Here is a 23,794-nt window from a genome sequence, read left to right as displayed (position 1 = left end):
TGATGGGTATTTACCATGCTGTCCAGCTATTGGGCGTTACTGAAATATTGGCTATCCAAGTCATCGAAGGTAGGCAGCGTATTGTAGTGCCACTTGTCGATGACCGTACCGTTTTGCATCAGCAAGACACCCGGATTGGCCCTCACCATGCTCTTCAGCGGTACGGCGTCGGCATAGTATATTTCCGTAAGCAGGTCCAGCTGGTCGCTGATGCGTTCGGCGTCCTGGGTGCTGCTCGCGGTGAGCAGTACTGTCCGGACATTATAGGCTTCTGCCGCATTCATCACCAGCGCGTTGATCCGCTGCAGGGCTTCAAGATCGGTTTTGGTGAGATCCCAGGCAACCACCACGATATTGTAATAAGGATTTTCGATGATCTCCTGTGTGAAGTCTTCGCCGTTGGCATCGGTGATCAGCAAATCCGGTATGGGTATTTGATATCCCTTTTTGACCAGTCTGCTTTCGGGGTCGCCGATGATTTCCCATTGCTCGTCTGTCCACAGTTCTTCTGCAAGATAGACACTGTCTGACACTTTTTTTTCCTCGCCCGATGTTTTATGTTTCAGGGTATAGATCACTTCATATTGATCACCTTCCGCACCTTCGGGCAGCGTCATCAACGCGGGGAGGCTATTCCCTTTCTTATACGGCAGGAAGTCAATGAAGGGCAGGAAATTGACGGTATACACGCCTATCCCCAACGACACGATGATGAGCGCCACGGTGATGATGGATTGGGTATAGCGGTCGGCAATAATCGGCGTAATGTACTTTCTGTTGATGAAAATAATCAGGATGAGCACCAGCAACACGAGGTCCTTGCCGAAGGATTGCCAAGGGGTAAGCGGTATCGCATCGCCGAAGCAACCGCAGGAGGTGACGACCTCAAAAAAGGCCGAATAAAAGGTGAGGAAGGTGAAAAATAGGATCAATAGCAAGAGTCCCCAAGCGACTTTCCTTCCCCAAAACCCGAGCAGTAGCAACGCTCCGAGCAGGATTTCAAGGCCGCATATTACCACCGCGATGGCTGTTGCATAATCATTGAGAAAATGCATGCCGAAAACATGGAAATATTCTTCCAGTTTGTAGCCGAACCCCACGGGGTCGTTTGCTTTGATCAATCCGGAGAAAATGAACAACAACCCGATGACGATGCGGGAAAACGCCAGGAGGTAGTGGGTACGGGGTTGATTAGTCGTGGTCTGCATAATGGTCTATATGTTATCGCTGCCGATGTCCAGTTTGATAAGCGCGAATACCGCGTAGTTGAGCATGTCCTGGTAATTGGCTTTCACTCCTTCCGAAACAAGGGTTTGGCCCCGGTTGTCCTCGATTTGTTTAACGCGATATATCTTCATCAGAATCAGGTCCGTCAACGAAGTCAGGCGCATATCCCGCCAGGCCTCGCCGTAGTCATGGTTTTTGGCAAACATCAGTTCTTTCGTTTCTCGGATGGCCTGCTCGTATTTTTCAATGATCGTTTCGGTCGATAGGTTTTCATGTCCGTGCGCGCCCAGTTCCAGTTGCATGATGCCCATCACGCAATAATTGACAATGGCCAGGTATTCGTCGCTGATTTCTTCGCCCACTTTGGACACTTTCTTTTCTTCGAGCGTTCGGATGCGCTGGGCTTTGATATACAGCTGGTCGGTGATGGAGGGCGGACGCATGATGCGCCACGCGGTGCCATAGTCGGCGTTTTTTTTGGTAAATAGCTGCTGGCAATGCTTGATGACGCGGTCGTATTGTGCTGATGTATCCATGGTAGGGCAAAGATAAGGATTAGATGTGAGACAGGAGACATTAGACATTAGACATTAGACACTAGACACTAGACACTAGACATCAGACATTAGACATCAGACAATAGACTATTTAAAAAATATATGGATATTTGGGGGTGGATCAATCAATAATACGGACGGTGCGGGTGACACGGTATGTGACGCCGCTGCGGGAGGGTGGGTCGTTGCCGGCGATCGCTGAGGCGGATGACGGATTTCTATATGCGCTCAAATTCCGCGGGGCAGGGCAGGGGAGCAAGGCCCTGATTGCCGAGCTCATCGGCGGGGAGATCGCCCGCGCGCTTGGCTTCAGGGTGCCCGAAATTGTGTTTGCCAGCCTCGACGAAGCCTTCGGGCGCACGGAGCCGGACGAGGAGATACAGGACCTGCTCCGCGCCAGTACGGGACTCAACCTGGCGTTGCATTACCTTTCAGGTGCTATTACGTTTGACCCAGTGGTTACCGCATTGGATGCGGCGTTGGCGTCCCGCATCGTGTGGTTGGATTGCCTGCTCACCAATGTAGACCGGACGGCTAAGAATACCAATATGCTCATGTGGCATAAGGAGCTCTGGCTGATCGACCATGGTGCTTCGCTTTATTTTCATCATTCCTGGGACAATTGGCAGGAGCAGGCCGTCAGGCCCTTCGTACAGGTGAAAGACCATGTATTGCTGCCTCGGGCGTCTCAGTTGGAGGAAGTCGGAGCCGAATTGAAAGCTAAACTCACGAAGCCGTTCATCCGGCACATTGTACAGTTGGTGCCGGATGAATGGTTGACCGACGGGGAGGGACGGAGCGCGGAAGAAGCGAGGGAAGTGTATACGCAGTTTTTGGAAATGCGGGTGGCCGCATCGGATAGTTTTGTTAACCAAGCGCAAGATGCAAGGAAACGAGTTGTTTGAATACGCGGTCATTCGTTTGGTGCCGAGGATGGAGCGCGAAGAGTTCCTCAATGTCGGTTTGGTGCTGTATTGCCGTGGACAACGCTTTTTGGCCATGCGGTTTACGTTGGATACACCTAAGTTGCAGGCGTTTTGCGCTTCATGTGAGTCTTCGGAGCTTGCGGCGTATCTCCACGCCTTCGAGTTGATTTGCAAGGGAGATCCGCGAGGCGGTCCCATTGCGCTGTTGCCGGTGGCCGAACGCTTTCGCTGGCTGACGGCCAAGCGAAGTACGGTGATACAGACCTCGGCCGTGCATCCGGGCTTATGTGCGGATGCGGAGGCTGCCTTGGATCGTTTACACGCGGAGTTGGTACTGTAGCGGTTTTGTAATAATTGAACGATATAGTTGGCTACCTGCAAATAATTTGCGTCCTTCGTTGTGTAAACGAAAATTGTCAGCAATGAATGAGGAGTTTTTCGAGCAGCTTCATGACAAACAAAAGGAAATAGCGGACGTACCCCCCAACGGTGCCGTCGCCGGCTGGGCACTGGATTTGTTGGATCTGCTGTTTCCCGAAAGGCAGACGCACCCCAACCGCACGGTGGAAGAACTGAAAACCCAATATGCCCAGTGCGAACGGGCACTCCTAAATATCCTCAACCGGACTACCGCTTGTGGCGACTGTAACCAAGCATCGGTAGCAAAGCAGTTTTTCCAGGCGCTTCCGGAGTTGCGCCGCATCATGTATACCGATGCCGCGGCCATTTACGAAGGAGACCCAGCGGCAACGAGCGAGTTTGAGGTGATACGCACATACCCTGGTTTTTTAGCGATCGTTTTATACCGGTTAGCCCATGCATTGATGCGCTTGGAGGTGCCCATATTGCCGCGGATTCTGACGGAGTACGGCCATTCGCAGACCGGTATCGACATCCATCCCGCGGCGGTGATCGGCGAGCATTTCTGCATCGACCACGGTACGGGTGTGGTGGTCGGCGAAACGGCGATCATCGGAAACCAGGTCAAGATCTACCAGGGAGTGACCTTGGGCGCGATGAGTGTGGAGAAGATCTTGGCCAATACCAAACGCCACCCCACCATCGAAGACCGTGTCATCATTTATGCCGGGGCGACGATTTTGGGAGGCGATACGGTCATCGGTCACGATAGCGTGATTGGGGGTAATGTGTGGCTGACATCAAGCATCCAGCCGTATTCGATGGTATACCACCAGTCCACCGTGAAAATCGTGGATTCCAAAGCAACACATTAGGTTATGCAGACACTGATTGATTGTGTGGGGAATACCCCATTGGTGGCCATTCAACGCCTGAATCCCAATCCGGCGGTTACGATTTATGCCAAGTTGGAAGGTAATAATCCAGGGGGCAGCGTGAAGGATAGGGCGGCGCTCAATATGATCCGCAGTGCCGTGGAGCGGGGCGATATCAAACCCGGCGTGCGGTTGATCGAGGCGACAAGCGGAAATACGGGGATTGCCTTAGCCATGATCGCCCGTATCTACGGGCTGGACATCGAATTGGTGATGCCCTCCAATTCAACCCGGGAGCGTACGCTGACCATGGAAGCGTACGGCGCGCAGGTGACCCTGTTGGAGTCCATCGAGGCTTGCCGTGATTATGCCGAGGAAAAAGGCAATCAACCCGGTTATTTTTTGCTCAACCAGTTCGCCAATCCGGATAATTACCTGGCGCATTATAAGACGACGGGACCGGAGATCTGGCGCGATACCCAAGGGCAGATCACGCACTTCCTCAGCGCCATGGGTACTACCGGCAGCATCATGGGAAATTCCATGTTTTTGAAGGAACAAAATCCGGCTATACAGGTCATTGGATGCCAGCCTACGGAGGAGTCGTCCATCCCGGGTATCCGGCGGTGGCCCGAGGCGTACCTGCCTAAGATCTATGATCCGGCCAGGGTAGATCAGGTAATGGACGTTTCGCAGGCGGAAGCCACGGATATGGCCCGGCGATTGGCCAAGGTAGAGGGAGTATTTGCAGGCATGAGCACCGGCGGTGCCATGGCGTGCGCCGCGCGCTTGGCAAAGAAGTTGGATAAAGGCACCATTGTATTTATTGCCTGTGATCGGGGTGACCGCTACCTGTCGAGCGATTTATTTGGGTAGTCAGGAGCCGAACTTGTTTTTCAGCGCGGCCAGCATGGAGGTCATGTCCGCTTCTTTTCTTTTGGGCTTTTCGGCATTCGTTGCCGGATCCTTTCGCCGCTGTGGGGTGGGCTGTTCGGCTGTTTTCATCGAGAGGCTGATCCGGTTGCGCTTTGGGTCTACCTCGGTCACCGTTACCATTACTTTTTGCTGTACTTTTACCACTTCATTCGGATCGTTGATGTACCGGTTGGCCAGCTGGCTTAGGTGCACCAGGCCATCCTGATGTACACCGATGTCTACAAATGCTCCGAAATTGGTGATGTTGGTCACGATACCGGGTAGGCGCATGCCCACCCGTAAGTCGGCAACGCTGTTGACACCTTCGGCAAACGAAAATTGTTCGAATTGTTCGCGTGGATCGCGCCCCGGCTTAGCCAATTCGGCAAGAATGTCCTGCAGGGTGGGCATTCCCACGGCACTGCTCACATATTGTTTCAGGTCGATGCGTTTGCGCAACTGCTCATCGCGCAGCAGGTCGGCCACGCCGCAACCGAGGTCGGCGGCCATCTGTTCGACCAAGGCATAGCGTTCGGGATGTACCGCACTGGCATCGAGTGGATGATCGGCGTTTCGTATCCGCAGGAATCCAGCCGCCTGTTCGAATGCTTTTTCGCCCAAACGGGGTACCCTTTTCAGCGACTCGCGATTGCGGAAAGCGCCCTGCGTATTGCGGTAATTGACAATTTGTTGGGCCAGCGACGGCCCCAATCCCGAAATATAGGATAAGATTTGCTTCGATGCGGTATTCAGTTCTACACCCACCGCATTGACGCAGCTGATGACGGTGTCATCCAATGCTGTTTGGAGTTTGGTTTGATCCACGTCATGCTGGTATTGACCGACGCCAATGGATTTGGGATCGAGCTTCACCAATTCGGCCAGCGGATCCATCAGTCGGCGCCCGATGGATACTGCACCCCTTACGGTCACGTCATGATCAGGAAATTCCTCACGAGCCGCTTCTGAGGCCGAATAGATGGAGGCCCCGCTTTCATTGACCATAACAATGCTCACGTCGGGAAGTGATAGTTTGCGTACGAAATCTTCCGTTTCCCTTCCTGCGGTGCCGTTGCCGATGGCGATCGCCTGTACCCGGTGCTTGTCTGCCAAAAGGCGGAGGGCTATGGCCGCTTCTGCTGCCTTGGCCGCACCGGTATGGGGGAATATCGCCGTATTTTCCAGCAGTGTTCCCTGTTCATCGAGGCATACGGTCTTGCAGCCGGTGCGGAAACCGGGATCGATGGCCATCACCCGTTGTTGGCCGAGCGGTGCGGCGAGCAGCAGCTGACGGGCGTTTTCTGCAAAGACCCGTATGGCTTCCTCGTCGGCACGCTGCCGGGTAAGCATCCGGAGTTCGGTTTCCATAGAAGGCTTCAGCAGCCGTTTATAGCCATCGAGCATCGCCATGCGTACCTGCGTACTGGCTTCGTCGGCACCCTTCACGTATGCGTGGTCCAATAAGGGCAAGACCTCGCCTTCAGGCACGTCGATATCCAGGTACAGCAGTTCTTCTTTTTCGCCGCGGCGCATGGCCAGTACACGGTGGGAGGGAGCTGTCTTCAAAGGCTCCGACCACTCGTAGTAGTCTTGGTATTTGAGTGCCGCCTCTTCCTTGCCGGGAATCACCCGGGATACGAAGGTCCCCTTTTCCAAAAATACTTGGCGGGTTTTCGCCCGCACGGAGGCGTCTTCTGCGATGATTTCCGCAATGATGTCGCGTGCGCCGGCGAGGGCTTCCTCCACATCAGTGATGCCGTTATCCGCACCTACAAAGGTTTGTGCAGCGCTGTGTACGTCTGTGCCGTCTTGAGCCAGGATCAATTCAGCAAGCGGTTCGAGTCCCTTCTCGCGGGCTGCGCTCGCGCGGGTTTTACGCTTGGGCTTGTACGGGAGGTATAGGTCTTCGAGGTAGGCCATGGTCTCGGCGGCATGTACCTGCTGCGCTAATTCAGGACTCAATTTCCCCTGGTCGGCCAGCGATTTGAGGATGGCCTCCCTGCGTTTATCCAATTCGCGCAACTGCTGAAGGCGGTCACGTACCTGCGTCAGTTGTACCTCATCGAGGCTACCGGTCATTTCTTTGCGGTACCGGGAAATAAAGGGGATGGTAGCACCTTCGTTGAGGAGCGCAACGGCCGTGCCGACCTGCCTTTCGGACAAAGCAAGCTCCTTGGAAATGCGGATTTCGTGCGTCATGTGTACGAATGAATGGTTTTGCTTGCGTTTACGCGTTTTTTTCCGCTTGTTGCGCTGTAGACGGGATTACCGGTTCGCTTCCATCGGTTGGTTCGTGATCTGCGCTGTCGCTGTCAGCAGCCTCGTTTGCGGCCGTGGGCTGATAGCCATCGTTGTAATAAGGACCCTTGCTGCCGTAATAATCCGGCTCACGGCCGGGATCATGTTGGTAAGTGCCAGCCGGTGCAGCGGCATTGTGCTCGTTAAGCTTTTTGGGTTCGTCGTCAACGATCACGTCCTTCACTTCAATATCCTTCTCGAAATTATTGATTTGTTGGCTGATATCGCGTTTTATGCTTTCTGAAGCGTCTTTAAACTCCCGGATGCCCCGACCCAGTCCCCTTGCTAATTCGGGCAATTTCTTGCCCCCGAATAGCAGTAGCGCCGCAAATACGATGAGCATCATCTCACCTGTCCCAATGTTCAGGAATGCCAATACTGTACTCAACATAACAATACCTCTATTTTGTTAGCGCTAAGGTAGGGCTAAATTTTGTCATATCCATAAAATGCTGGTAAAAATTTGATGGAACAGCCGCTTGCCGACGGCCTATTTATCGATGATTAAATTGTTTCAGCCGTCTTCGGATGTGTTTTAGGGCCTTCATCATGTGCTTTTCTACCGTACTGATCGATATGTGCAGGGCATTGGCGATTTCAGCATAGCTGAGTCCATCTCCTTGGCGGAGCTCGTATACGCGCCGGGGTTGTGTAGGCAGCATTTGCAATGCGGTATGGAGCGCTACTTGTAATTCAGCGTAATTGATGGCTTCTTCTACCGGACTGTGCGAGACGAATTTGTGCTGTTTGACCGTGGTTGCGTATTTTTCCCTGACTACGGTTGCTTTCATGTAGTTGAACACCTTGAATTTCAGCGCCGATTGCAAATAACCGCTCAACGAAGTATGAATATCAAGCGTATGGCGCCGCTGCCAAAACTCGGCGAACAGATCCTGGATGAGCTCTTTGGTGTCGTTTTCGTCACGAAGGTGGTTATACGCCTGATTGAACAACCGCTCCCAATATCGCCTATAAATCGCTTCGAAAGCCTGGCTGTCGTCCTGCTTCAACCGGTTTAAAATAGCTTCCTCATCAAATTTAATATCCATTGTTTTATGTTCATGCGGGTACACAAAAAACAACCGACAATTTAATATGAGGAATAATTCGTTAGGTACTGACAAATATAATCAATCGAACCAAAAAAGCAACAGTTACATCATGGAAAATTAATACTTATTTAATGAAAAAAGGGTATTGCGGATGATGTCCGCAATACCCTCCATGTTCATCGGCTAGGCAACGATTACAGCGTTTTGTAGAGCGCGTTGAACAGCAGCTTGAACGTGCCATGTGGCTGCGCGCGATAGGTGATATGAGGGCCATAAGCGTAGAGGTACCCTTTTCCGACCGGCGCTTTGAATGCAGCCACCCCGTCCTGGAGGTAATTTTGGCCCCATGCCCATCCGCTTCTCAGGGGCTTATCGGTATCAAACCAGGCGACCGCTTCGATACCCATCAACTTGGCCTCGGGTTTGAGGTCAAAGACGGGACTGTTATTGAAGATGGCATCGGCATAGGGAGCCATGCCCCAGGCGGCGTCTACTTCGGGATTGACTTTCATGCGCAACACGCTTCCCGGCACGTAAAATTTCTCTCCGCTAAGCGGGATCTCCTTGCCGTCTACCACTTCTACAAGCGCGTTCTTTACGGGCAGTCCCAGGTGATAGCTCAAGCTGGTGCTGCTGCCGGTGGTCAGGATGGTGCCGCCGTTTTCGAGAAATTCCTTTAATTGGGGGATTGATTTTTCCGCAGTCAGGCTCCCCACCATGTGGCGGTATTCTTCGGGTAAGTCCGCCGCATCTGGTCCCCGGCGACCGCCATATCCGCGCCCCTCCACACTCCTTCCGAATGACGGGATGCCGCTTTCGATAAATAGGATAGCATCATATTTGGCATTGAGGTTTCCGCCGTCAATTTCTTGCGGAAAAATAAGGCTGAACGCAAAATGGTATTGTTCGAGTATCCACCGCGTCCATCCGGAGGGCATTGAGCCACCGTAACTGTCGAACAACGCAATGCGCGAAGGCTTGATCTGCACCTTGTTGGCTGGCACACGTGACGTGGCCACGGCCTCAACACCCAATTCCACTCCGGCTTGCTTGAGGACTGTTGCTCCTTTGGCTGGGATATAGAATGAGCCACTGGGTAGATCACCCTCCGGCTGCTGGACCCGATAGACATCGATGCCCGCCTTCAATAGGTCATTTACGGCAATAAAGGCATTGTTTACGTTGGTACTGAGCAAGTATCCGCTGTTCGAATTCGGCACAGCAGCTGTGGGCGGCACTTCAAGAACGCCGTGGGGCAGCCGCTCGAATGGACCTTCAAATCCTTCGAGCACCCGATCAAATGCAATGCCCATCTGATAGGCCAATGTCCATCCGGCGACATCGTATGGCCGGGTAGGCGGACCGCCGGGATACGCGAAGTCATTCGGATAATCCTGGGGTTCGAACATATCAATAATATGGGGTCTGAATGCCTGGTCGGTCTTGACAATGTAGGAGCCCGCCGGATATGACTTGCCATTGACGGTGAACTGGGCGGTTGCCTTGTGGATGAAGATACCGGATTTGATCAGCGCGTTGACGAACTTTACGGCTGTCGGAAAATCGGGTTGGTCGGCGGATATAACGTATCCGCGGGCATCGCGTTTTTCCGGATTGGCAAAGACACCTTCGTAATAGGACGCGGGGAGACTGCTTCCGGGCATGCGTCCGCCAAAAGTCTCGGCGGATGCTTCCGCTTTTCCGCTGGCTTTGTCCGCTTCGTAATTGGCCTTGATCAGGTCGATATTCCGGGGAGTCAGCTGCCAGAAATCCTTGCTGCCTTTGTCGATGGAGTTTCTGCCCATCTTGTAAATGTTGTAGAGCACCTGCTCCCGATGGCGGGAGGCATAGTCGAGTATCGCATAGTTTAACGAAATGGAATAATCGATCGATTGCTTGAAGTGCCACTCTTGTGGGGTGACCGGATTGGGGGTGTTTCCATTTGGCACCAGCCGCTCGGGTACCAGCGGAACGCTCATGGGTGTCGGGTTGCCGATGATTTCGGTGAGCAACCCCACCACATTGTGAAAATAGGTCGTCGTGCGGAGGCCGCCATTGTACCACGTGCTGAACGGCGAACCTTTCAATCGGGTGAAGCCGGGTTTGTCTTCCACATTGAGGCGATTGATCATGCTTGCGCCAACGGCATCAATGCCGGTCATCAACAGCGGATCGATGTTGTAGTTGAACGGATCGGTATAAGGCGGACCTGCCACCACGGCGCCTTCTGGCGCGCTTTGGTGATGGTTGTACATGATCTGGGGCATCCATTCGAGGAAAAGCTGCCGGCTCATGTTTTCCGACTCTTTCATGTTGGCGATGTAGAAATCGCGGTTATTATCATGGCCAATGTATTTTTGATATAGGCGCGGGATGTCCATTGCCCGCTTTTTTGGATCGTTACGCTGCATATACCAATTGGCGACCAATTCGTGCCCATCCGGATTGGCGTGGGTGAGCAGGATGATGACATCGTCCAGGATGCGGAGGGTTTCCTCATCGGTATTGTTGGTCAGCTGATAGGCCATTTCGATCAGTTGATGGGTACCTACCATTTCTGTTGAATGCAGGGCACCGTCAATCCACACCACGGCTTTGCCTGTAGCGGCGAGTGATTTAGCCGTGGCATCGTCGATGCCTTCTGCGTAAGCCAGCTTCGTCGAGATCTCCTTGTATTCTGCCAGTTTTTTCATGTTCTCCGGAGAGGAGATGATGAGCATGTATTGCGTACGGCCTTCTTCGGTGTCACCAATATCCACCAGCTGAACGCGATCCGACTGGTCCAGCTTCTTGAAATAGGCTTCCGTCTGCGTATAATTGGTCAGGCTGTAATCTGTTCCCATGGCGAATCCAAAATGATCCGCCGGAGATGGTACAGACTGCGCGAAGCCGGCGATAGCCCATGCATTCAAACACAGCAGGGCAAGATATTTGATTCTTTTCATAATTTGTTCAGTTCAATGATGAGCACATTTATTCGGATTCATACAATTGGTTAAATAGCCATTTAAAGGTGCCATGCGGCTGGGCACGGAAGGTGATTTCCGGACCGAAGGCGTAGAGCTTGCCCTTGCCGATTGGGGCCGAGAAGGCTACCACACCATTCTTGAGGTAATCCGCCCCCCAGATCCATCCGCTTCGTAGGGGATTTTCCTCGCCATACCAAGCCAGTTTCACGATCCCCGCAGATGCGGCACCCGATCCCAGTTTGAATACGGGACTATTGCTGGACATGACGTCTACTTCCCCCGGCATGCCCCATGCCGCTGCATCGGCCGTATCTGCTGCTACCCGGTGGATACTACCGGGTGCGTAGAACTGTTCACCGCGCAGGGGGCGCTCATTTCCGCTCGAGTCAGGCGCAACAAGGGCATTTTCAACCGGGAGTTCCAGGTGATAGGCCAGCGCGGTGCTGCTGCCTACGGTCAGGATCTCGCCTCCCGCTTCCATGAAGGCCTTGAGCTGGGCAATCGATGTATCCTTCGTCACGCTGCCCAGCATGTGTTGATATTCGGCAGGAATGTCCTCCGGATTGGGTCCACGGCCGCCACGACCGCCTCCTCCACCACTTCCGCTTCCACCGGCAGGGGGTATGCCACTGCCGATAAACAGGATGATATCATATTTTGCATTCAGGTTACCGGCGTTGATCTCTTGGGGGTATACCACGGTCACATCTGCAAAATGATATTGCTCCATCATCCATCTTACCCAACCGGAAGGCATAGAACCCCCGTATTGATCGAATAGCGCAATGCGCTTCGGCTTGATCTCGACGATCGCTTTGGGTTTGCTGGATGCGGGTACGGGACGGATACCCAGCGAATCTGCCGCCTTTTGTATCGTGGCGAGACCCTTGGCCGGCACATAAAAGGCGCCAGCCGGCAAGCCGTCAACCGGTTCGGTCACCCGGTAAACCTTAGTGCCACCCGCCATCAGGTCGTTGGCCGCGATGAATGCGTTATTCACGCGCCCATCGATCAGGTATCCGTTGGAGGACTTGGTTACGGACTGGCTGGGCGGCGTTTGCAGCTGGCCGTAGGGAACGGCTTCGAGGGGACCGTCAACGGTTTCCATGATGCGGTCGAAATCAATACCGAATTGATAGGCAAGTGTCCAGCCTGCTGCATCATAAGGGCGTACCGGCGGACCACCTGGGTACAGGAAATCGTTGGGGTGATCCTGGGGTTCAAACATATCGATCACGTGCGGCCGGAATGCCTGCGCGGTCTTGACGACGTATGACCCCGCTGGGTACGATTTGCCTGCTACGGTGAAGGCGTCAGTGGCCTTGTGGATCTGGATACCCGACTTGATCAGCGCGTTAATGAATTGGACAGCCCGTGGAAAATCAATCTGGTCTGCCGGAATGACAAATCCGCGCGGGTCGCGCAACTCGGGATTCTTGAATACGCCGTCGTAATAACTGCTGGGAATATCGTTGCGGCTCCCATAGTAGCCTTCATCGGCCTGACTGCGTTCCTTGCCTTTTTGATCTGCCGCAAATTTGGTCTCTATTTGATGGATATAGCTCGGTTTGGCTGTCCAGTAATCCCGGTTGCCGCGCTCGATGGAGTTTTGGCCCATCTTAAACATGTTAAACAGCAATTCATCGCCGAAGCGGCTGGCATAATCCAGGATGGCATAGTTCAGTGAAACAGAATAATCGATCGCCTCCCGGAAATGCCATGCTCTTGGCGTAACCGGATTTGGGGTAGCATTATTCGGAATAAGCCTTTCCGGTACCAGTGGGATGGTCATCGGTGTCGGATCGCCTACGATTTCGGTCAGGATACCGATACTGTTATGGTAATAAGGGGCCGTCCGCAGTCCGCCATTCCACCACGTGGAGAATACCGAACCGCTGAGCCGGGTATAGCCGGGGCGGCCTTCTTTATTGACCCGATTGATCATGGCCGCCGCAACTCCGTCGATCCCGGTGATCAGCATGGGGTCCAGCACATAGTTAAACGGATCGCGGTAAGGCGGCCCGGCAACGATGCTTCCCGGAGGGCCTGATTGGTGGTGGTTATAAATGATCTGCGGCGTCCACTCAATGTATTGCAAACGGGATATCGTGGTGGTTTCGATCAGGTTGTTCATGTAGAAATCCCGGTTGTTATCGTGGCCGACATACTTGTGGTACAATACCGGAATGTCTTTCGCCCGTTTGGCGGTGTCCTCGCGCTGCATATACCAATTGGAAACCAATTCCTGTCCATCCGGATTACAATGGAAAAGCAGGATGACCACGTTGTCCAGTATACGCTGGTTTTCCGCATCATTGCGGCTGACGAGTTGATAGAATGTCTCGGTAAGCTGTTGGGCCGCGACGGTTTCGGTAGAATGGAGGCCGCCGTCTATCCATACCACGGGTTTACCGGCGAGTGATAGCTCCTGTGCTTCCTCCGGCGTCATGTCGGCACGGGCAAGCTTTTGCGAGATTTCCTGGTAGTCATCGATCTTGGCGAGGTTCTGCGGCGAAGAGACAATAATTAGGTACTGATTGCGGCCTTCGGAGGTTTTGCCCGCTACCTCCATTTTGACCCGATCGGAAGCCGCGGCCAGCTTTTTAAAATAGGCTTCCGTTTGGGTGTAATTGGCCAGCATGTAATCGTCTCCGATGTTGAAGCCAAAGTGTTCTTTTGGGGTCGGGATCTGCTGTGCCAGCGCCTGTGTCACAAACAGGACGAAAGCCAGCAAGATGGAAGTAGGACGTGTAAGCATGTGCATTTCCAGTTTGATTGGGTTAGTTAAAACAATAGTTATAGATTTTTGAAACGAACGCCGGTACGGCAATCACAAGGCTCACCCCTTGACTCATCGCAGGCATTGTCTTGGAATTGTACAATCCGGGTACCATCTGTCATGGTAATGGCAAACTTAAATAAAAAGTAATCATTCGGTTCCACTGTATCTAAATCGATACCAACAAGTTCGGCCAGTTCAGCGGGGGTGTGCGAAAAGGTCTTTGGGAACTCGGTGACCACCTCGTAAAGCATGTCGCTGCTCCGGATGGTACTGGGCAACGGGAATTGCCGTATGTTGGGCCATACGCCCGCCAGCGACAGGGTGATGGGGTATGCCGGCGGACTTGATTCGCGTCTATTGAAGCTCACATATACTTCGATCGATTCGGCCTGTACACGGCCATCGGCATTATAGTAGTCAAGCGTCCATTCAAATTCCTGGTTCGTCGCATAGTCGGGGTCGGCCATGTTGAAAAACGAAACGTTGGCTGTTTGGTAGGTCGGAAGTGCCGATTTTTCGATGTTGATGGTCACTTTCGGCGTGGCGGCGATCTTGAAGTTCTCCCAATCATACTCCACGTCTTTGCAGGAATTTACCAAGAAGGCGGCAGCAATCGCGAGTAAGCTGATGTGTAATCTTTTCATATTCGTTTGCTTTATACTGATTAATTGACATCCCAGAACACCGGCGTGAATTGCTGTGCCCGCTGGATGGCGTCACGGTCGGCGATAACGGTTTCATTGGAGGTAAGCTCGGTTTCCGAATAGTAGAACCGCATGGGATATTCATCCAACGGCGCCAGCAGATCTTCCAGCTCGGGCAGTCCCGTGCGGCGATAGTCGTTGTATGCCTCCACGCCGTTGCCATACAAGGCGATCCATTTTTGCATCATGACCAAGGCCAGTTTGCCTTCGGCATCGGCGGCGTCAAATTGTTGGCCGATGCGATCTGCAAAGCCGGTGACGGACGCGTTTGGGATGGCTTGTCCGCCATTGCTGGTCGACACGGTATTGACCAGGTTGAGGTGGGCGGTTACACCGTCGATCAACAGCTGTTTGGCGTCCTCACCGGTGCCCGACGTCAGGGCGGCTTCGGCACGGATAAACTTCACCATGAAATTCGTGATCAGCGGCAAAATTCCCGCACCGGTACCGTCTCCGTTGGTGAAGAGGGCGATTTTGAATGAATTGTTGGTGGTACCCGTGACCGCCCCATCATTGTTGAGGTACGTATTGTCTGTACCCAGGGACGGGATCATCCCATTGTCGTATAACCCCGCAGCGGGATAAATACCTACGATGGCCTTCGTATTCAGGTCAGCCGGCGAGGCGGTGCCGTCCCCCGGATACCGACCGTAATAGCCCTCGCCATTCATGGAGTTGGCCAGACCCACCCGTTCGTTTTGCCGGAAGATGTAATACCGCAGGCGCGGATCGTCCTGCGCTTTCAGGCGTTCGATCAGGGGCATGCTCACGTAGCCGCCCCGCCCGGTGTTATACCAACTGGTAAACCACGGATGGCGCGCATTCGGCGAAACGGTGGTGCCGTATTGGAAGGTAAAATCCTGACTGTTGTCTTCAATAAGCGGAGCCTCGCTGCTGATGAGGCCCGCTATGCCGGTGGCAGCCCTTTCGGGATCTACCAAACGGATTTGATTGTATAATTTCAGTTTCAACGAATTGCCCAGCCGTTCCCAGGAGTCTCTCGACCCTTGGTAGAAAATGTCGGCAGAAGCGGCCACATCGAACCCTTGGTTCATGTCATTCAACGCTTCGTCTATCAGTACGAACAGGCTGTCGTAAGTATCTTTTCCGAGGTCAAACTTCGGGTTGGGAACCTCACCGCCCGCTTCCGAATAGGGGATGTCGCCCCACAGGTCTACCATGATGCTGTACAGGTAGGCCTTCTCGAGCTTTGCGATGGCTACGTACCCCCATTGACCGGCTTCCGTTCCCTCCCGGATGACAGTCTCCAGATCGGGGATGGTAGCCGTGTAAAACCCTTCCCAGGCACTCGAAAAGGTGCCTCCCGTTTGGTTCCAGCGGTTGAGATCTCCTGACCCAAAATGCTGGGACACGGTAGCGCCTCCGCCATTGATGTCATTGAAATACCCGGCAAGCGAAATTTGGGTTGCCGGCAACAGGAGGTTCAACGTCGGTACGGTCGGGTTATTCGGGTCATCGTTGATGTCCACGAAATCGCTGCAGCTTGCCATGATGAGGGCGACTAACATCATCGCGACGCTCATCCGGGTAGTGGTGAAATTTTTGGTCTGTTGTTTCATGTCCTTTATGTATGCTAAATGACTGACCTTGTTAAAAACTAAATCGCAGGTTGACCCCGTAGCGGCGGCTGGTCGGCACGGCGAGGTCTTCTTGACCGGCGTTGTTGGCGCTGCCCGTGCTCACCTCGGGGTCGTAATTCATATATTTCGGAAAGTTCGGCGCATAGTACCAGAGATTCCGCGCACTCACCGAGATAAATGCCGATCCGAAGGGGGTCTTGCCAAGCAGCTTTTGAGGGATGGAATAGCCAAGGGATATTTCGCGCAAGCGGAATACCGTGGCATCGAAAACGCCGCCTTCTGCAATTCCGCCCGGACCGAATCCGCCGGAAAAGTAGTAGTCGATCACCGGGATGGCCGTGTTGTTGGGGATCTTGTTGCCATTTTCATCCAGCAGGGGCTGCAGCGTGTTCACATCGCCCAGCACCCCCGGTGCAACGTACAGCAGGTCACGGTCTTCGGTATCACGTGTGACACCCCGGGCCATGGCCTCACCGATGTTATCGGCCATGATAGCCCCACCTTCCTTCCAGTCGAACAGCACGTCCAGCGTGATGCCCTTGTAAGACAGCGTGTTGCTCAATCCCGCCATGAACCGCGGGTTGGGATTGCCGATGGGTCCGCTCGTCCCGGCCGAAATGGGTTTTCCGGTCTGCGGATTCACGAGGATGTTGCCTTCATCATCGCGGGCGTAGCGACCGGCATAGATTTGCCCATACGGTTGCCCGGGGATGTGCACATTGCTCCCAAATACCAGCTGCGCGTATTCACCCAGGTCATCCACCATATTTTCATTATGCGTAAAGTTTGCATTGATGTCCCAGTTGAATCCAGAGGCGGCCCGGAAGGGCGTGGCCGACAGCATGACTTCCACTCCTTTATTGGAGGTTTGTCCAAGATTGATGATGCGGCGCACATAGCCCGTGGAGGGCGGGGAGTCTACCGTGAAGATCTGCGACGTACTCTTCTTGTGGTAATAGGTCACGTCGAGCGACAGCCGCCTATCGAAAAATTGCAATTCGGTACCTGCTTCAAACTCGGTGATGAATTCAGGTTTCAGTCCGGCGTTGGTCAGGTCGTTGGATAGCGTAAGCGTACTCACGTTCGATACCAAGCCGTTTGAAAAAGGGGCCTCTAGTGCGCCGGTGCCGGTGCCCGCTGATTGGTTGGTGTTATACACGTTCATCGTGAGGTAGGGCGACGCCTCATTGCCAACGCGGGTATACCCTAACCGCACGGTGCCCGATGAAAACCAGTTGTTGGCGATGTCGAAGGCGTTGGTGAAATTGAAAGAGCCGTTGGCTCCTCCGTAGAAGTAACTCCGATTTTCTTTGGGCAGGGTAGAGGATACGTCATTACGCCCCACCAGGTTGAGTGATAAGTAATCTTTGTAATCCACCGTAATGTCGCCGAAGAACGCGTAGTAGCGTTGCTTAATCCGCGCCCGGTTATTGGGCAAACTGCCGAGCGTGATGGTAGAGGTATTGCTGATGTCGTTGATGCCGCGGGTGATGATGTTGTCGCCATTGAATACCGACCGCTGGGTCATCCGTTGGTTGACGTTATTGCCAAAGATTGCACGCACGGAATAATCGGTCGCAAACTCCTTGGTGACCGTTACCAATAAGGTGTTGTCCAATTCCTGGCGGTAAATGTTGTCAGCGGTCATCGAGCCATTGGCGTATACCGAAGAACCCCGACCAAGGACGCTCAATCGCCTATCCGTATATCCGTTGAAACCCATGGAATTTTGGATGTTGAGCCATTCAAGCGGATCGAAACCCAGCACGAAGTTGCCATAGTAGCGGTCGACGTTGCTGGTCGACGGACTGTGTTCGATGGACCAATAGGGGTTGTCCAGCCCGGCGCGTGCGTACACATTGTCGCCCTCGGGGGTCTCGTAGGGCAATCCCGTAAGGTCATAGCTGGTGGGCAGGTAATAGAGGTTGCTCATGATGTCACCTTCACCGCCGATGGGAGGCGAGGTCTGGTCGGTCATCACATAGTTGATGGTGCCGCTGGCGTAGAACTTATTGTCCATGCGCACGTTTCCGCCCACATTGAGGGAGGTACGGGTGATGCTATTACCCGGTACGATACCGTCATTGTCGGTGCGGCTCACGCCTACCGTGAAGTTGCCCTTTTCGCTGCCGCTGTTGATGCTGAGTGCAGTTTCGAGTACGCCGCCCGTCCGGAAAAAATCGTCTTGGGCGGTCCCGGCGTACGACCGGTAGGGGACCTGTGCAGGGGTTACCCCATCGGCCTCAAAAAACTCCGGAAAATCATCGGCCGAGTACATGTTCGCCAGGGGATGGGGGATGGTGGCCCTGGTGTTATAGGCCGACCCAGATGAACCGTATACCCCATCCCGGTAGTCGAAGTTGGTACCCTGACCATACAGTTGCTGGTAGTCGGGCAGTCCGGCGATCTCTTCCATGGAGTAGGAGGTGTTCAGTGTGATTTCCGTCCCTTTGCGGCTGCGCTTGGCCGATGCCTTCGTGGTGATGATGATGGCCCCGTTGGCCGCACGTGAGCCATACAAGGCCGCAGCTGCGGCCCCTTTCAGTACGGTCATGCTCTGGATGTTGTTCGGGTCGAGGTCGAATGCCCGATTGGCGGTCGATTGGTTGCCTTGCGTATTGCGGTCGCCTGCAGGTCCGAAGCTTGAGTTATCGAACGGGATCCCATCCACTACATACAGGGGCTGATTATTATTACCCAAGGAGGAATTGCCACGGATGGTAATATTGGTGGAACCGCCAGCGACACCCCCGCCGCTTTGGATGTTTACGCCCGCTACCTTGCCCGTGAGTGCACGGACCGGATCGGGTTCGTTTTTCTGGGCCAGGTTATCGGCGGTAATGGTCGAAACCGAATAACCCAGGGTATTGGATTTCCGTTCGATGCCCGCGGCGGTGACCACCACCTCGCTGAGTTCAAGTTCGTCAGCGGCAAGCTGCACATCGATCACGTTCCTGGCGCCAACGGCTTGTATGGCATCGACGTAACCGACGAAATGGAAAACCAATGTGTCCGACGAAGCGGGCACCGTAATCCGATATTGCCCCTCATTGTCCGTGCCAACGCTTATTTCGCTGCCTTTGGCCGATACGCTTACCCCTGCAATGGGGGCGTTATTTTGATCGGTCACCTTGCCTGTGACCGTTTTCTGCTGCACCTCGTCTTGGTAGATGATGTAAAAATTGTTTCCGTTGTGCTTATACTTGAGGCCCGTCGGTGCCAGCAAGGCGGCCATCACTTCTTCAGCATGTTTACCCGCCCATTTGCCCACCGCCTGTGCCGGCACGTTGTATCCATTCAGCAAGCCGCTCCGGTAGGCCACGGAGATGCTGTGGCTGGCCTCGAGCGATTTCAGTGCTTCTTGCATTTCAACCGTCGCTGCTGGTTTGCGTGGACGCCCGTCAAGTGATTCGAATTTTGCGTTGTTCGCCATCAGTTGCGCCTGTAGCGGTACGGCTGCAAGCAGGAGTAACAGCAGTCCGCATGTCGTTGTAAAAAATCTGTGCATCGTTCCTGTTGGTTTGTTAGTGAATGAGTTGTCAAGTTCATTTTGGAGATGGCCGTGCCATTGACGCATAAACCATTCCTGCGCCTCATTGATGAGGTGAATACCTGATGTGTTGCTTGCTTACGAATTGCAGCCCCGTTGCGGAATGCTATTGGGCCGTAAGAACAAAGTGCCGTTCATTTTTGGTATCGGCAATGACCAATCCATATAGCGTGACTATGTGGTTCACAAACTGCTTGCTGTCTGCAACAACGGGTACAGAACCGGAAGCTTTCCTGCTGAGGACGCTATCTTGCAACACAGAAGTTTTGATGTTATAGGTTTCATCCAACAGTTCAAGCACTTCTGCTAACGTCGTGTGATCAAGGGATAGTTTGTTTTGCTGCCATGCGAGGTAGCTGTCTAAGTTTTCGGCGGCTGATTTCTCAAAGCCGCCATCGGTGTATTTGCCGATGCAGATAACATCATTGGGAGCCATTTCAATCTGTTTCGCAGTTGCGTTTGCACCGTCATAATGAAGCCTGATCTTCCCGCTTTGAAGAGCGATCTGGGTGCCGGATGGTCGTTTGAGTACATTGAATTCCGTTCCCACCACTTCAATGGAAAGGGAGTCTGCCAGGTGAACGATAAACCGTTGCTTATCCGGCTTGGGACGTACGCTGAAGAAAGCTTCGCCTTCCAGCCACACTTCCCGATCGTGGTCCCCTTGATAGGTTAGGGTTGAGTTTCCATTGAGCATGACTTCCGAGTCGTCGGGCAGCACGACGGATTTGATCTCTCCGAATGCCGTATGGACCGATAGCGGCTTGGAAAACCACCAGCGGGATAGGGGAACTGCTATGGCCACTAAGGCGATGGAAGCAGCGACAAAATACCAGGCGGGTCTGGTCAAGCCGGATACCCGCCTAGGCGTTGAAGGAATAAGTCCGGACGCTCGTTTGATGGCCGTCAGCAGCTCGTTTTCCAAGGCTTCCTTTTGTTCACTATCCAAGGTGTCGGTATACCGGAACGCTTCGTCAGTTGCCTCGTACCACTCCATGAGCGCTTTCGTCTCCTCTGGAGTGCATGTCCCGTTGCTATACTTGTCGATCAATCTTACTAACGTTTCGCGATTCATATTCCTATTTGTCGCTTATTAAGTCAACCGAATCGGAAAAATCCTCCATATAAATTTTCATTTTTTTATTGCTGACGGACTGGAATCAACGTGCTTGCTGTTGGCATTTTGATAGGTGGTAGACCGTAAATTCTCGTACCTTTGCGGCTTCCTGTATTAAATGGAGGCAAGGTGCGCAACCGGTTCAACGCATACAAACCATATTATTTTAGTACCCTGGCCTTGGCTGGCCCGGTGGTGATCTCCCAATTGGGCCATATGCTGGTGCAAACGGCAGACAGCATTGTCGTCGGACATTTTGCGGGGACCATTCCCCTTGCGGCCGTCTCATTGGTACATAGCGTTTTCATGATCGTCATGGTCGTCGGCTTGGGTATCGCCTATGGTGTCACCCCACTGATCGCTCAGGAACATGGGCGCAAAAACGATCGCGAATGTGGCGCTTTGTTATCCAACAGTTTGTGGATCAATAGTCTGGCTGGTATGGCGCTGTTCTGCTTGGTGTATTTCGGGTCGATGGCCGTCATCGATCACCTCGACCAGGATCCGGCGGTAGTGCGCGAAGCAAAGCCTTATCTGTTTATCCTGGGCTTATCCATTATGCCCCTGATGGTCTTCAATGCCTTCAAGCAGTTTGCCGAGGGACTGGGATTTACCAGGCAGGCGATGAGCATCACGATATGGGGGAATGTGCTGAACATTGTGCTGGCGATTGTTTTCGTGAAAGGAATGTTCGGCATTGCGCCGATGGGCGTGCGTGGGGTAGGGTATGCGACCTTGATCGACCGCTGCCTGATGGCGTTGGTCATGGGGTTTTATGTGTTCCGCTCCAGGCATTTCAAGCGATATCTGCTCGGATTTGATGTCTTGCGCGTGAATATAACCCGGTGCCTTTCCATCCTGAAAATAGGGGCGCCGGTGGCGATGCAGTATGTGTTTGAAGTGGGCGCATTCGCGGCGGCGGCGGTGATGGCCGGTACGATAGGAGCTAATGAGCAGGCGGCGCACCAGGTAGCCATTACCCTTGCCGCCACCACGTACATGATGGCGAGCGGCATAGCCGCCGCGGCCACGATCAAGACAGGCAACAGCTATGGAAAACGGAATGTCGTCCGGCTGAGGCGGTTTGCGGCCTCCAGTTACCTGATTGTGCTGGGATTCATGGGATTCACGGCCTTCGTATTCATGGTATTCAACCAGTACCTCCCTTGGATGTTTACCAAAGATACGCTCGTGATCGGCATTGCTGCTCAATTGCTGGTGATCGCGGGATTATTTCAGCTGTTTGATGGCACACAGGTCGTGGGCTTGGGCATCCTGCGGGGCATGGGCGATGTAAACGTACCGACGGTCATTACCTTTGTGGCCTATTGGGTGATCGGATTGCCCAGTGCATACCTGCTGGGTATCCCGCTCGGTTTCGGGGTGCAAGGGATCTGGTACGGGCTTACACTCGGACTGCTCACCTCCTCGTTGCTGCTGTATGTGCGCTATCGGATTTACACTTCCCGGTTGACGTCCCAATTTTCCAGGTAGTCCGCTACACGCTTGACAAACTGCCCGCCTAAGGCGCCATCTACCACGCGGTGGTCGTAAGACAGAGACAGGTACATCATGTGCCGGATTCCGATCATGTCGCCGTATTCCGTCTCGATGACCGCCGGTTTTTTGGTGATCGCGCCGACGGCCAGTATCGCTACCTGGGGTTGGTTGATGATGGGGGTACCCATGATGTTGCCGAACGCGCCGATGTTGGTCAACGTAAACGTGCCATCCTGCGTATCGTCGGGTTTTAGCTTATTGGCACGGGCACGGTTGGCCAGGTCGTTTACGGCCTTGCTCAATCCCACGAGACTCAGTTGATCGGCACGCTTGATGACCGGTACGATCAGGTTGCCCGAAGGCAGGGCGGTCGCCATGCCGATATTGATGCTGCGCTTTTTGATGATCTGCGTCCCGTTTACGGAGATGTTGACCATGGGAAAATCCCGTAATGCCTTGCTGACCGCTTCGATAAATATGGGTGTGAGGGTTATTTTTTCGCCTTCTCGTTTTTCATATGCCGTCTTTACCTTGTTCCGCCAATTGACTAGGTTGGTGACGTCCGCTTCCACGAACGAACAGACATGCGGGGCGGTTTGTACGCTTTTGACCATGTGGTCTGCAATCAGTCGGCGCATGCGGTCCATTTCGATGATTTCATCGCCGGGTGATGCTACGGCTATGGGGGTCGGTTCCGCAGCAGGCTGGGTGTTTGCTGGTTGGGCTAGGGGCGGCGGTTCGGAAAAAACGATTTCTGTAGACCGCGTAATGTCTCCATACGTGTTCGCTCCGTTGGGATCTTTTTTCCACGCCAGGTAATCTAGTATGTCTTGTTTGGTCACCCGCCCGTCGCTGCCCGTACCGGGAATGGCATCCAGTTCTTCATTGGCAATGCCTTCTTCCGCGGCAATGCTTTTGACCAATGGGGAGTAGAAGCGCGCATCCGGATTTTTCGTCGGTTGTTCCTGCTCAGGATCTTCCAATTGCTCGATACCGGGAATGTCCGTGGTATCCGGCTCCGTGGCAACCTCCGTTTCCACTGCGGTTTCCACTACTTGCCCATCAGGTTCGGAGACAACCTCAGCATCTTCACCCGCTACCTCAATTAGGGCGATGACGTCGCCTACTTGCACGATGGAATTTTCATCAAAAAGCTGCTCTTTGAGTATACCAGACACTGGAGAAGGCACATCCGAGTCTACTTTGTCCGTTGCAACCTCCAATATGGGCTCATCTTCCTCAATGGGGTCACCGGGCTGTTTCAGCCATTTTATTACCGTCGCTTCCGATACACTTTCCCCCATGCGGGGCAGTTGTAAGTTGTATGTCGCCATAACAAATTTCTTTGTATTTCTTGTCAG

At 53.5% G+C, this 23,794-nt stretch carries 17 protein-coding genes; 5 read left to right on the top strand and 12 right to left on the bottom strand.

Annotated elements, in window-relative coordinates; all coding sequences use genetic code 11:
- Positions 1-26: 26 nt before the first annotated feature.
- Positions 27-1,208 carry a BT_3928 family protein gene (locus tag ACMGDE_RS17050; protein ID WP_436834029.1) on the bottom strand — a complete coding sequence of 394 codons (1,182 nt, stop codon included), beginning with the start codon at positions 1,206-1,208 and terminating at the stop codon, positions 27-29.
- Positions 1,209-1,214: 6 nt separating this feature from the next.
- Positions 1,215-1,763 carry a DUF1599 domain-containing protein gene (locus tag ACMGDE_RS17045; RefSeq protein WP_436834028.1) on the bottom strand — a complete coding sequence of 183 codons (549 nt, stop codon included), beginning with the start codon at positions 1,761-1,763 and terminating at the stop codon, positions 1,215-1,217.
- A 131-nt stretch (positions 1,764-1,894) separates the two neighbouring features.
- Between ACMGDE_RS17045 and ACMGDE_RS17040 the strand changes: the two genes are divergently transcribed.
- From ACMGDE_RS17040 to cysM, 4 genes are all read left to right on the top strand, one after another.
- Positions 1,895-2,689: a HipA family kinase gene (locus tag ACMGDE_RS17040; RefSeq protein WP_436834027.1), complete on the top strand. Its 795-nt coding sequence runs from the start codon at positions 1,895-1,897 to the stop codon at positions 2,687-2,689.
- On the top strand, positions 2,667-3,050 hold the full coding sequence (locus tag ACMGDE_RS17035; protein WP_436834026.1) for a DUF3037 domain-containing protein: 384 nt from the start codon (positions 2,667-2,669) through the stop codon (positions 3,048-3,050). The genes ACMGDE_RS17040 and ACMGDE_RS17035 overlap by 23 nt, the downstream gene beginning before the upstream one ends.
- 82 nt (positions 3,051-3,132) lie before the next feature.
- Positions 3,133-3,945 carry a serine O-acetyltransferase gene (locus tag ACMGDE_RS17030; RefSeq protein ID WP_436834025.1) on the top strand — a complete coding sequence of 271 codons (813 nt, stop codon included), beginning with the start codon at positions 3,133-3,135 and terminating at the stop codon, positions 3,943-3,945.
- 3 nt (positions 3,946-3,948) lie between these two features.
- Positions 3,949-4,821 (top strand): cysteine synthase CysM, encoded by an 873-nt coding sequence (gene cysM / locus ACMGDE_RS17025; RefSeq protein WP_436834024.1) that lies wholly within the window; start codon positions 3,949-3,951, stop codon positions 4,819-4,821.
- Here cysM and ACMGDE_RS17020 read toward each other — a convergent pair whose 3' ends face one another.
- From ACMGDE_RS17020 to ACMGDE_RS16980, 9 genes are all read right to left on the bottom strand, one after another.
- Complete coding sequence (locus ACMGDE_RS17020; RefSeq protein WP_436834023.1) at positions 4,822-7,059, bottom strand: Tex family protein; 2,238 nt, start codon at positions 7,057-7,059, stop codon at positions 4,822-4,824.
- Between the two features lie 28 nt (positions 7,060-7,087).
- Positions 7,088-7,549, bottom strand: coding sequence for a Sec-independent protein translocase subunit TatA/TatB (locus ACMGDE_RS17015; RefSeq protein ID WP_436834022.1), 462 nt, complete (start codon positions 7,547-7,549; stop codon positions 7,088-7,090).
- Between the two features lie 103 nt (positions 7,550-7,652).
- Positions 7,653-8,207, bottom strand: a complete 555-nt coding sequence (locus ACMGDE_RS17010; protein ID WP_436834021.1) for an RNA polymerase sigma factor — start codon at positions 8,205-8,207, stop codon at positions 7,653-7,655.
- A gap of 197 nt (positions 8,208-8,404) precedes the next feature.
- On the bottom strand, positions 8,405-11,155 hold the full coding sequence (locus tag ACMGDE_RS17005; RefSeq protein ID WP_436834020.1) for a M14 family metallopeptidase: 2,751 nt from the start codon (positions 11,153-11,155) through the stop codon (positions 8,405-8,407).
- Positions 11,156-11,183: 28 nt separating this feature from the next.
- Positions 11,184-13,937 carry a M14 family metallopeptidase gene (locus tag ACMGDE_RS17000; protein WP_436834019.1) on the bottom strand — a complete coding sequence of 918 codons (2,754 nt, stop codon included), beginning with the start codon at positions 13,935-13,937 and terminating at the stop codon, positions 11,184-11,186.
- A 38-nt stretch (positions 13,938-13,975) separates the two neighbouring features.
- A complete protein-coding gene (locus ACMGDE_RS16995) occupies positions 13,976-14,605 on the bottom strand; it encodes a hypothetical protein (protein WP_436834018.1) in 630 nt (209 codons plus the stop codon).
- 20 nt (positions 14,606-14,625) lie between these two features.
- Positions 14,626-16,245: a SusD/RagB family nutrient-binding outer membrane lipoprotein gene (locus ACMGDE_RS16990; RefSeq protein ID WP_436834017.1), complete on the bottom strand. Its 1,620-nt coding sequence runs from the start codon at positions 16,243-16,245 to the stop codon at positions 14,626-14,628.
- Positions 16,246-16,276: 31 nt separating this feature from the next.
- The gene (locus tag ACMGDE_RS16985) at positions 16,277-19,774 is read right to left on the bottom strand and encodes a SusC/RagA family TonB-linked outer membrane protein (RefSeq protein ID WP_436834016.1); all 3,498 of its coding nucleotides are present in this window, start codon (positions 19,772-19,774) and stop codon (positions 16,277-16,279) included.
- Between the two features lie 148 nt (positions 19,775-19,922).
- Positions 19,923-20,891 (bottom strand): FecR family protein, encoded by a 969-nt coding sequence (locus tag ACMGDE_RS16980; protein WP_436834015.1) that lies wholly within the window; start codon positions 20,889-20,891, stop codon positions 19,923-19,925.
- Between the two features lie 141 nt (positions 20,892-21,032).
- On the opposite strand from ACMGDE_RS16980, the gene ACMGDE_RS16975 reads away from it, so the two are divergent.
- Positions 21,033-22,427, top strand: a complete 1,395-nt coding sequence (locus ACMGDE_RS16975; RefSeq protein WP_436834014.1) for an MATE family efflux transporter — start codon at positions 21,033-21,035, stop codon at positions 22,425-22,427.
- Here the strand turns inward: ACMGDE_RS16975 and ACMGDE_RS16970 are convergent.
- The gene (locus tag ACMGDE_RS16970) at positions 22,391-23,767 is read right to left on the bottom strand and encodes a dihydrolipoamide acetyltransferase family protein (RefSeq protein WP_436834013.1); all 1,377 of its coding nucleotides are present in this window, start codon (positions 23,765-23,767) and stop codon (positions 22,391-22,393) included. The two genes, ACMGDE_RS16975 and ACMGDE_RS16970, sit on opposite strands and share 37 nt — an antisense overlap.
- Between the last annotated feature and the right edge of the window lie 27 nt (positions 23,768-23,794).

The sequence above is a fragment of the Parapedobacter brassicae genome, assembly GCF_051400755.1.
Classification (GTDB): Bacteria; Bacteroidota; Bacteroidia; order Sphingobacteriales; family Sphingobacteriaceae; genus Parapedobacter.
This window is presented reverse-complemented; position numbering and strand designations above follow the sequence as displayed.